Origin of the sequence: Haloarcula sp. CBA1122 (genome assembly GCF_009741785.1) — an archaeon.
Taxonomy (GTDB): domain Archaea; phylum Halobacteriota; class Halobacteria; order Halobacteriales; family Haloarculaceae; genus Haloarcula; species Haloarcula hispanica.
Map to the genome: position 1 here is coordinate 1 of NZ_WPCB01000075.1, position 12,097 is coordinate 12,097.

A 12,097-nucleotide genomic window follows, 5' to 3' on the forward strand; every position below is an offset into this window, starting at 1 on the left:
CGTGGCTGGTGCTTGCGGGGCTGGTCGGTGCGGTCGTCGTCTGGGATGCCGGTTCCTTCGGGACGACGCTGGGACACGAGGTCGGCACCGGGGCCGCGACGCGCCGCACCGAACTCGTCCACACCGGCGGAACCGTCGCGGTCGGCGGCGTCGGCGCGGCGGCGACGCTGGGTCTGGCCGGCGTCGCCCGGGGTTCCGTCGCTGTCGAGCCGTCGGTCGCCGTGGCTGGTCTCGTGGTCTGTCTCGTCGCCGTGCTGGCACTCGTGGGTGCGATACGGTAGGGCGCACCGAACAATCCATTGTGGTGTGGTGACAAGCAAGCAGTATGACCGACCGGTCCCCGCTGGAGCGAGCCAGAGACAACGTGACGGAACTCGCCTCCCTGGCGGTCACCGGGTTCTGGCTCGTTGCTCTCCTCACCGGGCAGGAGTGGTGGCTCGTGGCGCTGCTCGTCGGCTACGTCGTGGTCGTTCCGCTGACCGAACTGCTGTACGGCGATGCGGACGAGGAGGTGGAAGATATCGAGGAAGCGGACCCAGCACCGTCGAGCGATACTGGCGACGAAACACCGCTGGAGCGTCTGCGCTGCCGGTACGCCGAGGGGAAGCTGACCGACGAGCAGTTCGAGCGGAAACTGGAGCGGCTGCTGGAGACGGAGACGCTGGAGGACGTCGAGGACGCGACTCGGGACGAGCGGGAACGGGAGTTCGAGCGGAGCTGAGTGTGAGTAGCGTCGCCGGTCGGTGTCGTTCTCACGCCGAGCGGGTGCCGGGCATCGACTTCCTCGGCGAAAGCGATGGGTTCCGCCGCCTATGAGTCAGTGGGCGGCCATCGAGGACAGGACGTTGAGGCAGTACACGCCGGCGACGATGAGCGCGATCCCGACGACGCCGACGGGGTCGACCGGTTCGTCGAACACGACGGTTCCGATGGCCGCGACACCGACGATACCCAGGGCGGCCCACGTCCCGTAGACGACGCCGATGGGGAGCTCCTCCAGGGTCAGCGAGACGAGGTAGAACGCCACACCGTAGCCAAGGACGACGCCGAGGCTGGGAACGGGCTTCGAGAACCCCTCCGAGAGCTTGAGCGCGGTCGTTCCGAGCAGTTCCGAGGCGATTGCGGCCCCGAGTAACACGTACGGATTCATAGTGAGAACGCCGGCCGGCGGTGGGATGAACGTACTGAAACGCCCCGCCACTTTCGGTGTGTTTCGGCCGCTCGGCGGCCCTGGCGGCGCTTCCGGTGGCAGGGAACCCACGTCGGGGGCGCTCCTCGCGCCGGCCGCACCCGCGTCGAGTCCGGTCCTGTGGACCTTTGTACCGGCCGCTCGACCACCCGACGATGACCGAACTGGCCGAACTCGGGCTCTCGAACTACGAGGAGACGGCGTATCGGACGCTGCTAGTGACCGGTGCGGTGTCCGCGAGCGACCTCTCCGACGCGAGCGGCGTCCCCCGGGGGCGGATCTACGACGTGCTCAACGGCCTCGAAGCCCGCGGGATAGTCCGGACCCAGTCGACTGACCCGACGCGGTACACCCCCGTCGACCCGGAGACGGTCGTCGACAGGCTGCTCTCGGAGCGGACCCGCGAACTGGCATCGGAGTTCGATCGGTACCGGTCCGTCGCCGCGTCCGTCAGGGCGGACCTCCTGCCCGCGCCGCCCGTCGACAGCAGTTTCTGGCTCGGATCGCTCGGAAGCGAGGAGATGCGGGCGGCGATGAGCCGGCACGTCAGGACCGCCCGAGAGCACGTCCGGGCGACCGTCGGTCCGCCGTACGAGCGCGCGTCGTGGGAGACGCTCCAGACCGAGGTCGACGCGTTCCTCGACGGTGTGGGCGAGGACGTGCGGGTCGACCTGCTCTGTAGCGAGGCGGTACTCGACGTGCTTCCCGAGTCGCTCCCCGACCTGCTCGCCGACCGCAACGCGGCGGTCCGGGCGGTGCCGACGGTCGGGGTCTCCTTCGACGTGATCGACGCCGCGGCGGTGACGGTCGACGTTCCGGACCCGCTCTCGCCCGCCGACAGGCTCGGCGTGGTCGGGATCACCGATTCGGAGGTCGCGGCGGCGTTCGAGGCCCGCTTCGAGCGACTGTGGGTCGAGGCGGAGCCGTTGCTGGGGCGGTAATCCGGAACCGACTGACGGCCCCCCGTCTCAGCGGCCAGGGTTGACTGCAGGCACCTCGACGCGGTCCAGCACATCATCGACGACCGTCGACGGGTCGACGCCGCGGACGCCCGCGTCGGCGGTCAGGACGAGTCGGTGGGCGAACGCCTCCCCGACGACGCTTTTCACGTCGTCCGGGACGGCGTAGTCGCGGCCGTCGAGGACCGCGGCGGCGCGAGTCGCCTCGAACAGTCGCTGAATACCACGCGGGGAGACGCCGACGTCCACGCGGTCGTCCTCGCGGGTGGCCCGGCCGAGTTCGACGACGTAGTCCCGGAGCGTGCCGTCGACGGTGACTGATTCGACAGTCCGCTGGAGCGCCGGCAGGCGCTCGCCGTCGATGACGCTGGTGACGCTCGGGGCCTGTGCCGTCCGGTCGGCCCGCCGGTCGATGAGTTCCCGCTCGCCGCCGAAGTCGGGATAGCCCATCGACGTCTTGACGATGAAGCGGTCCCGCTGGGCCTCGGGCAGGCCGAAGGTCCCCTCCTGTTCGACGGGGTTCTGCGTGGCGATGACGAAGAACGGCTCGGGGAGGTCGTGGGTCACGCCGTCGACGGTCACCTGCTTCTCGCCCATTGCTTCGAGCAGTGCGGCCTGCGTCTTGGGCGGTGCGCGGTTGATTTCATCGGCCAGCACGACGTTGGCGAAGACGGGGCCAGGCTGGAAGTCGAACTCGCCGGTGGCCTCGTTGAACACGTTCGAGCCGGTGATGTCGGACGGCAGCAGGTCCGGCGTGAACTGCACCCGCTTGAAGGAGAGATCGAGCGCCGTCGCGAACGACTGGGCGGTGAGCGTCTTCCCCGTGCCGGGTACGTCTTCCAGCAGGACGTGCCCCCGGGCGAGAACCCCGGTCATGACGGTTTCGAGGAAGTGGTCGTCGGCGATGACGGCACTGCCGACCGCGTCGAGGATCTGTCGGCTGGTTCGTCCGGCAGTGTCGTGGTCCATACCGGCGTGTAGACAGCCACCGACAAATACCCTCTCCCTCGGGTCCACCGGTCGGCGTACCGATACCATGCCATCTTATCACAATAAGAGAGTATTGCCGTAACTCTGAGTTATAGATAGCTAGGGATATATGCATACTGCACATGACCAACGACTACGGATTCGGGACGCGCTGTGTCCACGCCGGCCAGGAGGAGCCGGACCCGGCGACGGGGGCTCGCGCGCCGCCCATCTATCAGACCTCGTCGTACGTCTTCGAGGACGCCGACACTGCAGCCGACCGGTACGCGCTGGAGGACGACGGCAACGTCTACTCGCGGTTCGACAACCCTACTGTCCGGATGCTCGAAAACCGCATCGCCTCCCTCGAAAACGCCGTCGACGCCGTCGCGACGGGGTCGGGGATGGCCGCGCTCGACGCCGGGACGTTCGTCCTCGCGGCCAACGGCGACAACATCGTGACGGCCTCCTCTATCTATGGCGGCACGCATTCGTACTTCTCGAAGGCCGCCAGCCGGCGGGGCATCGAGACGCGGTTCGTCGACACGCTCGACCCGGACGCCTACGCCGCGGCCATCGACGAGGACACGGCCTACGTCCACTTCGAGACCATCGGGAACCCCTCGCTCGTGGTCCCGCCGATGGAAGACATCGTCGAGGTGGCTCACGACCACGGCGTCCCCGTCTTCGTCGACAACACGTTCGGGACGCCGGCGCTCTGTAACCCGCTTGACCACGGCGTGGACCTCCTCTGGGAGTCGACGACGAAGTGGATCCACGGCTCCGGAACGACCGTCGGCGGCGTCCTCGTCGACGGCGGCTCGCTTCCCTGGACGAGTACCCCGAGAAGTTCCCGGAACTGGGCGGCGAGAACGAGGCCTTCGGCAAGAACTTCACCGAGGCATTCGGCGACCGCGCCTTCTCCGTCGCCGCCCGCCAGCGCGCCCTCCGTTCGCTCGGCGACGGCCAGAAGCCGTTCGACGCCTGGGCGACGCTTCAGGGGGTCGAGACGCTCTCCCTGCGGATGGAGCGCCACTGCGAGAACGCGATGACCGTCGCACAGCACCTCGACGACCACCCCGATGTCGCCTGGGTCACCTATCCCGGGCTGGAGAGCCACGAGACCCACGACTTGGCACAGCAGTACCTCTCCGGTGGGTTCGGCGGCATCGTCACGTTCGGGCTGGAAGCCGGCTACGATGCCGGTCGACGGTTCTGCGAGGAGACGGACCTCGCCCAGTTCCTTGCGAACATCGGCGATGCCAAGACGCTGGTCATCCACCCGGCTTCGACTACCCACGCCCAGCTCAGCGAGGCGGAACAGCGTGCCAGCGGCGTCACGCCGGACCTCCTCCGGTTCAGCGTCGGTATTGAGGACCCAGAAGACATCATCGCAGATATCGACGACACAATCGAGCGAATCACATGAACGTCGAACACAACACAGTCTCGCTGGGCGAGTTCGAGTTCGACTGCGGCGAGACGATTCCGGATCTCGAAATCACCTACGAGGCCTACGGGGAGTTCGACGGCGACAACGCGGTGCTGGTCTGTCACGCGCTGACCGGTAGCGCCCACGTCGCGGGCCGCGACCGGGTCGACAGCGCCGACCAGGCCCGCGCCTGGTGGGACGACATCGTCGGCCCGGGCAAGGCCATCGATACCACGGAGTACTACGTCGTCTGTGCGAACGTGCCCGGCTCGTGCTACGGGTCGACGGGGCCAAAAAGCGAGAACCCGGAGACGGGCGAGCCCTACGGCACCGACTTCCCGCCGGTCACTGTCACGGACTGGACTGAGGCCCAGCGCGCGCTGCTCGACGAACTCGGGATTCCCCACCTCCACGCGGTCGTCGGCGGCAGCGTCGGCGGCATGAACGTCATCGAGTGGGCCAAGCGCCACCCGGACCACGTCGACCGCATCGTTCCCATCGCCGCGGCCGCGCGACTGGACACACAGTGCCTCTCGCTCGACGCCATCGCCCGACGGGCCATCACGACCGACCCGAACTGGAACCAGGGCCACTACTACGGCGAGGACCAGGACCCGCCCAGCGACGGGCTGGCGCTGGCCCGCCAACTGGGCCATGTGATGTACCTCTCGAAGGCGTCGATGGAGCGCCGCTTCGGCCGCCGCGCCGCCGGCCGGGACGCCGTCCGCACGTTCCCCACCGACGCCGCGGGCGCGTTCTTCCCGTACCGCGACGTGGAGTCGTACCTCGATTACAACGCCGAGAAGTTCACCGAGCGCTTCGACGCCAATAGCTACCTCTACCTGACGCGGGCGATGGACAACTACGACCTCGCCGCCGGGTTCGAGTCCGACGCGGACGCGCTGGCGGCGTTCGACGGCGACGCGCTGGTGATGTCTTTCACCGCCGACTGGCACTTCACCACCCAGCAGGCGGAGGCGCTGGCCGACTCGCTCCGGGCGGCCGACGCGAACGTCGCCCACCACGTCATCGACTCCGACCACGGCCACGACGCGTTCCTCGTCGAACCGGACAACGTCGGGCCGCCGCTCGGGGACTTCCTCGACGACGGCGTCGCGGGCAAGGCCGTCACCGACTCGGTGGTCGAGGACAGCCAGGAGAGTGACTTCGCACCCGTCCACAACAGCCTGTTCTCGCAGTAGCGACGCGAGTGCCGTTCGCCGACAGGCGGGTTCGCTGGCCCCGATTCGGCTCGTCAATCATGCATATTCTGTCTTACGGTAGCATTTAACATATTTCGGAACGACTATCTCTATGTATGGCTGACATGACCACGAACATCGAAAGCGAGGAGTATTCGTTCGGCCAGACGGTGTACGACGAGGACGGGGACGCACTCGGGACCATCCGCGGGTTCGACGAACACGGCTTCTACGTCACGGTCGAGGACGGCATCGAGTCGCTGTCGAGCGAGCATCTCAGCGCCGGGGCCGCGGGCGAGGCCGAACTGATGTGGCGCTGCTGGGAATGCGGCGAGATGGGCCAGATAGAGGACATCCCCGACGAATGCCCGTCCTGTAACGCGCCCAAGGAAGACATCTACTACTGGCAGGAGGACTGAGGCGACGCCCGCGTGACAGGCCGGGCTTACGCCCGCTCGAATCGCTCGGCGACGGCCGGTCCGACTGACTCCCGCACGGTCTCGACGGCCGACGGCGGGAGCGAGAACCGAAGTGTCGTCCAGTCGAGTTCGAGAACCGCGTGCCCGTCCGCATCACCGATGACTACGTACACCAGCGTCCCCCCGTAGACGCGCGCCAGCGCGTCGAACGTTTCTGCCGTCATCGGCACCGTTCCGGTCGTGTGGGTGTCGGTAGCCGACACGTCGGTGTGGCCCGCGAGCGTCTCGACAGCGAACCGTTCGTGTTGGGGGGTGTCTCGCCGGCCGACACCGAGGTGGACAAACGCCTTTTCCGAGGACCGCGGTGACGCGTCCAGCACCGCCGCGAGCACGTCCAGCCCGACCGCTTCGTCCGGGTCGGACAGTTCGAACCGACGCCTGGTTTCGTCTTCCGGCCAGGTCGGTCCCGGTTCGACGCCGCCGCCGATGCCCTCCCACGCCGTGACGATTGTCTCGGTCAGCCGGTCGATACCGATCTCGTCGATGGCCCGAACTACCGCCTCGGCGTCGTCGGAGTCGCCCATGGCCGCTCGTTCGTTGCTCCCGGTCAAGTGCGTGCTGATTCCGGCACGCCGGTGGTAGGTTTTTGTTCGGGCCGTCCCTGCTCGTCGGTATGGATATCGTCGTCGTCGGGGCCGGAAGCCTCGGCAGCCTCGTCGGTGGCTTGCTCGCCCGCGAACACGACGTGACGCTCGTGGGCCGCGAGCCACACGCCGGCAGCGTTAGCGAGAACGGTCTGTCGGTGGTGGGAACCGAGGAGTTCCGGGTCCGTCCGGGCGCACAGACGACGATTCCACAGCGTGCCGACCTCGCGCTGGTGACGGTCAAGGCCTACGACACCGCCGCCGTTGCAGCGGACCTCGCGGACTGCACGCTCGACGCTTGCCTCTCGCTCCAGAATGGGATGGGCAACGAGGAGCGGTTAGCCGCCGAACTCGACTGTCCGGTGCTGGCGGGGACGTGTTCCTACGGCGCGCGGCTCAGGGAACCGGGCACCGTGGCGTTCACCGGCCGCGGCGACATCGTACTCGGGGACCGCAACGGCGGCCGGTCCGCAACCGCCGACGACGTCGGGGCGGCGTTCCGTGCGGCCGGTATCGAGACAACCGTCGCAGCGGATATGCCGACCCGCCTCTGGGAGAAACTCGCGGTCAACGCCGGTATCAACGCTGTGACCGCGCTCGCCCGCGTGGCGAACGGCGCGCTGGCCGACTCGCCGGCCGACAACATCGCGGCGGACGCTGTACGGGAAACGGCCGCTGTCGCCCGGGAGCAGGGCATCGACCTCCCCGACGAGCGTGCGGTGTCGCTCGTCGAGCGTGTGGTCGACGACACCGCCGCCAACCATTCGTCGATGTATCAGGATATCTCGGCCGGTCAGCAAACTGAAATAGATGCCATCAACGGCTATGTCGCCGAGACTGCGACCGAGCGGGTCCCGGTCAACGAGACGCTTGCCGGGCTCGTCCGTACGTGGGAGCGACACCGCGAGCGGTAGGTTCTGGAATCACACAACGACTATATACACGTCTCCTATGTGTGTCTCACATGACTCCACAGACCGACGGAGCGCGGCTCGACGCGCCGCGTAGTGCTCCCAGCGGGACTGCTTCGTGTACTACAGCGAGGGGACCACTGGCATGACAGCCGACGACGCGGCCGGGAACCGCATCGTCGACTACGAACTGTTCGAGGTGCCGCCCCGGTGGCTCTTCCTTCGACTGGAGACGGCCGACGGTACTGTTGGCTGGGGCGAACCCGTCGTCGAGGGACGGGCCCACACCGTGCGTGCGGCTGTCGAGGAACTGCTCGACAGCTATCTCGTCGGCGAAAACCCCGAGAACATTCAGGATCACTGGCAGGCAATGTACCGCGGCGGCTTCTACCGCGGCGGCCCGGTCCTGATGTCTGCCATCGCCGGCATCGACCAGGCGCTGTGGGACATCAAGGGCAAGCAACTCGGCGCGCCGGTCCACCAGCTACTGGGCGGGCAGGCCCGGGACCGGATTCGGGTGTACCAGTGGATCGGCGGTGACGAGCCCTCCGACGTGGCGAACGCCGCTCGGGAACAGGTCGACGCCGGGTTCACAGCGCTGAAGATGAACGCAACGCCCGAAATCGAGCGCGTCGATAACCCGGCCACGGTCGAGGCCGCCGCGACGCGACTCCGGGAGGTCAGGGAGGCCGTTGGCCCGGAGGTCGACATCGGCGTCGACTTCCACGGCCGCGTCACGAAGCCAATGGTCAAGCGCCTGGCGTCCGCGATGGAGCCCTACGAACCGATGTTCATCGAGGAACCGGTGTTGCCCGAACACAACGACGCGCTGCCGGCGCTTGCGGCTCACACCGACATTCCGATTGCGACCGGCGAGCGGATGTATTCGCGCTGGGACTACAAGGCGGTGTTCGAGGACGGGGCCGTCGACGTGATCCAGCCGGACCTCTCCCACGCCGGCGGCATCACCGAGGTGTACAAGATCGCGTCGATGGCCGAGGCCTACGACGTGGCGATGGCCCCGCACTGCCCGCTCGGCCCGGTCGCGCTGGCGTCCTGTGTTCAGGTCGACGCCTGCTCGCCCAACGCTCTCATCCAGGAGCAGAGCATCGACATCCACTACAACGAAACCACCGACGTGCTGGACTACCTTGCCGACCCGTCGGTGTTCGACTACGAGGACGGGTTCGTCACTGTCCCCACCGACCCCGGACTGGCTATCGACATCGACGAGGCGTTCCTCCGGGAGCAGTCCCAGCAGGACGTCGACTGGCACAACCCCGTCTGGCGACACGACGACGGCAGCGTCGCCGAGTGGTAGCTCGGCGGCTCCTCATCGGTAACTGGCTATCCTCTCGCACTCTCTCACCGGACAACTGTGAGACCGGCAGCACGGACACGCACCAAAGGAAAGGGCTCATATTCCGCGCCCGATACGTACCTGTATGGCCTCCTCAACGTCGTGGAAGCGCGATTTCGCGAGCGGCCTTATTATCCTGTTGCCGCTGCTGGTGACGGTTTACGTTATCATCTATCTCTACTCTATCCTCGCGTCCGCGGCGGTCATCCCGGCGATTGACGGCGAACTGCTAGCGGCGCTCGGACTCCCCTCGGGAACGTCGTCTGTCGAACTCGCACGGGTGTTCACGACGCTGATTATCTTCATCCTCATCGTGTTCTCTATCGGCTATCTGATGCGGACGGCCTTCGGCGACATCGTCGAACGGGCCATCGACGACGCGATGAACCACGTCCCCGGGCTCCGGGTGGTGTACAACGCCTCGAAGATGGCGGTCGAGACAGCTGTCGGGGGAACCGAAGAACTCCAGGCGCCGGTGAAACTCGAAGTGTGGGACGGGATGCGGATGACCGCGTTCAAAACGGGCCAGACGACCGAGGACGGCCGCGAGGTGCTCTTCTTGCCGACAGCGCCGAACATCACGACCGGCTACGTCGTCGAGGTCGAACCGCACCGCTACGAGGAAATCGACGAGCGCGTCGAAGAGGCGCTGACACGGATTCTCAGCGCCGGGTTCGGCGATACGGACCGTAGTACCGCCACGCCGATTCCGGTCGCCGACGAGGAAGACCTCGCGGACGATTAGCCGCGCGGTTCAGTACCCGCTCAGACGTAGTGGAACCACTCTTCGCGGTCGCCGCTCTCGATGACGTCGAAGAAGGCTGACTGGAGTTCGTCGGTGACCGGTCCCTTGGTCCCTTCGCCGATCTCGTTGTCGTCGACGCTTCGGATGGGCGTGACCTCCGCCGCCGTGCCGGTAAAGAACAGCTCGTCAGCGGTGTATAGCTCACCGCGGGAGATGGTCGCTTCCTCGTGGACGGTGTAGCCCATCTCCTCGGCGAGCGTGATTGCGGTGTTGCGGGTGATGCCTTCGAGGATGCTCTCGGCCAGTCCGGGCGTGTAGATTTCTCCGTCCCGGACCATGAAGATGTTCTCGCCCGGCCCTTCGGCGACGTTGCCTTCCTTGTTCAGGACGATAGCTTCGGTGTAGCCGTTCCGGCGGGCCTCCTCGCCGGCGAGCATGCTGTTGACGTACAGCCCCGTCGTCTTGATGTTGGTCGGAATCTGGCTGGAGGCGTGCTTGCGCCAGGACGACACCATCACGTCGACGCCCTCTTCCAGCGCTTCCTCGCCCAGATACGCGCCCCACGGCCACGCGGCGATGGTGGTCTTCGTCGGGCAGTCCTTCGGGCTCACGCCGAGCGAATCGAAGCCGTAGTAAACGATGGGGCGGATGTAACACGACTCGAACCCTTCCGTTTCGATGAGTTCCGTCGTCGCCTCGGTGAGTTCGTCCTTGCTGAACTCGATGTCGAGGTCGTAGGGCTTCGCGGACTTGTACAGGCGGTCGAGGTGTTCTTCCCAGCGGAAGACGGCCGGCCCCTGTTCGGTGTCGTAACAGCGAACGCCCTCGAAAACGCCGGTCCCGTAGTGCAGCGCGTGCGTGAGGACGTGGGTCTGAGCGTCCTCGAAGTCGACGAACTCGCCGTCCATCCAGATGCGGTCGGTTCCCTCGAACATCTCTGGACGGTCGCTCATCGCACGACCCCTCCGGTGAGTTGACAGTCGCGATGCCCGCGGGTGATGCCTCCTGCTGTCTCGTCGTGTGTCATATCTACCCCATTGATTCCCTTGGTTAAGAGTGTTGACGATACCCCCGCGGGTCAGGGTCGTGTTGTCTCGTACGGCCAGTACGGAGCACTGCCCCGGCGAGCACAAACGCTTTAGTGGAATCTGGCCGTCCGCACCGCACATGTCCTCCCTGAAGCGGTCGCTCCACCGCAGCGTCGCTGTCCTGTTGCTTCCGCTGGGCCTGCTCCTGATTCAGGCCGAGGTCATCACGCGAAATCTCTCCGGCGTCGTCGAATCACCGGTGCCCGGGCTCTCTCGGGCCGTGGGTATCGCTTTGTTCACTGGAGCGACGCTGTACCTCGTCGCCAGCGGTCTCAGACAACTTGCAGCGGCGGCGGATACTCCATTCTGACTCGCAAACCGGTCCAGTCCCGTGATTGCTGGAAATAAACACTGGCTGTCTGCTTCCCACACTGTCGGACGTTGCTCTCTCAATAATTCTGCGGCACGGAGTGGTGACTACTCTGTCTCAGCTACAGCCACCAGTATCAGTCGAATCGCTCTAGCAGGCTGGCACCTTCGACGTACACAAGCCCTTCGCGGTCGGCGTAGGCCCGCGCTGCTGCCGGGGGCAGCGCTGCGCCCGTCTCATCGTCCAGCATCTCACAGACGACAGCGGCTTCTGGCTGGTCGGCTGCGGCCGCGAGTTCGAGCGCGAGTTCGGTGTGGCCCTCGCGGTCGGCCAGGCCGTCCGGGGCTGCCCGGAGGAGGTGGACGTGGCCCGGCGACCGGAACGCCTCGCTGAACGCCTCTGGGTCGGGGTCCGTCGCGGCGGCAGCCAACTCTCGGATCGTCAGTGAGCGGTCGTCGTCGGTGATCCCGGTGAACGTGTCGCGGTGGTTCACCGTCAGCGAGAACGAGGAGCGCTCGTCGTAGGCGAGGTCGTGGTCGGCCGCCGTCGGATGGTCGAGGACCTCCTGCATGAACGGCAGTTCCAGCGCCTCGGCGACGCGGTCCGAGAGCGCGACGCAGACGAGCCCGCCGGCGTCGTTGCGCATCCGGGCGACGGCGTCGGGGCTGACGGCCCCGGCCGGGTAGACGAGGTCGGTCTCACCTTCGCGGTCGGCGGCGTCGTGGATCAGCACCGGCTCGCCGCGGGCGAAGGCGGCGACGGCGTCGGCCACGCTGTCGGCGTCAACGGCGGTTTCCTCACTCCGAGACATGCACGATCACCTCGTCACCGTCGGCCAGTTCCAGCACCTCGCGGAGCTTTTCGGGCGC

At 66.7% G+C, this 12,097-nt stretch carries 13 protein-coding genes and 2 pseudogenes; 10 read left to right on the top strand and 5 right to left on the bottom strand.

Translation table 11 applies throughout. The annotated features are described in order from the left end of the window. Both GJ630_RS18280 and GJ630_RS18285 read left to right on the top strand, forming a co-directional pair. Positions 1-281, top strand: a pseudogene (locus tag GJ630_RS18280) (hypothetical protein); the annotation flags it as partial. A gap of 44 nt (positions 282-325) precedes the next feature. Next, positions 326-721, top strand: coding sequence for a hypothetical protein (locus tag GJ630_RS18285; protein WP_014039314.1), 396 nt, complete (start codon positions 326-328; stop codon positions 719-721). Positions 722-817: 96 nt separating this feature from the next. Here the strand turns inward: GJ630_RS18285 and GJ630_RS18290 are convergent, their stop codons facing one another. Next, on the bottom strand, positions 818-1,150 hold the full coding sequence (locus tag GJ630_RS18290) for a multidrug efflux SMR transporter (RefSeq protein WP_050037452.1): 333 nt from the start codon (positions 1,148-1,150) through the stop codon (positions 818-820). 194 nt (positions 1,151-1,344) lie between these two features. Here GJ630_RS18290 and GJ630_RS18295 point away from each other — a divergent pair, with 194 nt between their 5' ends. Continuing rightward, complete coding sequence (locus tag GJ630_RS18295; RefSeq protein WP_044951617.1) at positions 1,345-2,130, top strand: TrmB family transcriptional regulator; 786 nt, start codon at positions 1,345-1,347, stop codon at positions 2,128-2,130. Positions 2,131-2,157: 27 nt separating this feature from the next. On the opposite strand, the gene GJ630_RS18300 is transcribed toward GJ630_RS18295, so the two are convergent. Beyond that, positions 2,158-3,117, bottom strand: a complete 960-nt coding sequence (locus GJ630_RS18300; protein ID WP_050007727.1) for a MoxR family ATPase — start codon at positions 3,115-3,117, stop codon at positions 2,158-2,160. 143 nt (positions 3,118-3,260) lie between these two features. Between GJ630_RS18300 and GJ630_RS18305 the strand changes: the two are divergent. From GJ630_RS18305 to GJ630_RS18315, 3 genes and pseudogenes are all read left to right on the top strand, one after another. After that, positions 3,261-4,546, top strand: a pseudogene (locus tag GJ630_RS18305) (O-acetylhomoserine aminocarboxypropyltransferase/cysteine synthase family protein). Beyond that, positions 4,543-5,751: a homoserine O-acetyltransferase gene (gene metX / locus GJ630_RS18310; RefSeq protein WP_050037456.1), complete on the top strand. Its 1,209-nt coding sequence runs from the start codon at positions 4,543-4,545 to the stop codon at positions 5,749-5,751. The pseudogene GJ630_RS18305 and the gene metX overlap by 4 nt, the downstream one beginning before the upstream one ends. Positions 5,752-5,867: 116 nt before the next feature. Continuing rightward, a complete protein-coding gene (locus GJ630_RS18315; protein WP_008311270.1) occupies positions 5,868-6,170 on the top strand; it encodes a rubredoxin-like domain-containing protein in 303 nt (100 codons plus the stop codon). Between the two features lie 26 nt (positions 6,171-6,196). Here GJ630_RS18315 and GJ630_RS18320 read toward each other — a convergent pair whose 3' ends face one another. Continuing rightward, positions 6,197-6,754: a hypothetical protein gene (locus tag GJ630_RS18320; RefSeq protein ID WP_014039320.1), complete on the bottom strand. Its 558-nt coding sequence runs from the start codon at positions 6,752-6,754 to the stop codon at positions 6,197-6,199. A gap of 89 nt (positions 6,755-6,843) precedes the next feature. Here GJ630_RS18320 and GJ630_RS18325 point away from each other — a divergent pair, with 89 nt between their 5' ends. The 3 genes from GJ630_RS18325 to GJ630_RS18335 all read left to right on the top strand — a co-directional run bounded on the left by GJ630_RS18325 (position 6,844) and on the right by GJ630_RS18335 (position 9,830). Further along, a complete protein-coding gene (locus GJ630_RS18325; protein ID WP_044951620.1) occupies positions 6,844-7,728 on the top strand; it encodes a ketopantoate reductase family protein in 885 nt (294 codons plus the stop codon). A gap of 142 nt (positions 7,729-7,870) precedes the next feature. Continuing rightward, positions 7,871-9,046, top strand: a complete 1,176-nt coding sequence (gene dgoD / locus GJ630_RS18330; protein WP_064287324.1) for a galactonate dehydratase — start codon at positions 7,871-7,873, stop codon at positions 9,044-9,046. A 124-nt stretch (positions 9,047-9,170) separates the two neighbouring features. Beyond that, positions 9,171-9,830 carry a DUF502 domain-containing protein gene (locus GJ630_RS18335; RefSeq protein WP_014039323.1) on the top strand — a complete coding sequence of 220 codons (660 nt, stop codon included), beginning with the start codon at positions 9,171-9,173 and terminating at the stop codon, positions 9,828-9,830. Between the two features lie 20 nt (positions 9,831-9,850). On the opposite strand, the gene GJ630_RS18340 is transcribed toward GJ630_RS18335, so the two are convergent. Beyond that, positions 9,851-10,783: a branched-chain amino acid transaminase gene (locus GJ630_RS18340; protein ID WP_014039324.1), complete on the bottom strand. Its 933-nt coding sequence runs from the start codon at positions 10,781-10,783 to the stop codon at positions 9,851-9,853. 214 nt (positions 10,784-10,997) lie between these two features. On the opposite strand from GJ630_RS18340, the gene GJ630_RS18345 reads away from it, so the two are divergent. Further along, on the top strand, positions 10,998-11,228 hold the full coding sequence (locus GJ630_RS18345; RefSeq protein WP_008311264.1) for a hypothetical protein: 231 nt from the start codon (positions 10,998-11,000) through the stop codon (positions 11,226-11,228). A gap of 136 nt (positions 11,229-11,364) precedes the next feature. Here the strand turns inward: GJ630_RS18345 and ribB are convergent, their stop codons facing one another. Then, positions 11,365-12,039, bottom strand: a complete 675-nt coding sequence (ribB, locus tag GJ630_RS18350; protein WP_191450637.1) for a 3,4-dihydroxy-2-butanone-4-phosphate synthase — start codon at positions 12,037-12,039, stop codon at positions 11,365-11,367. Positions 12,040-12,097: the final 58 nt, after the last annotated feature.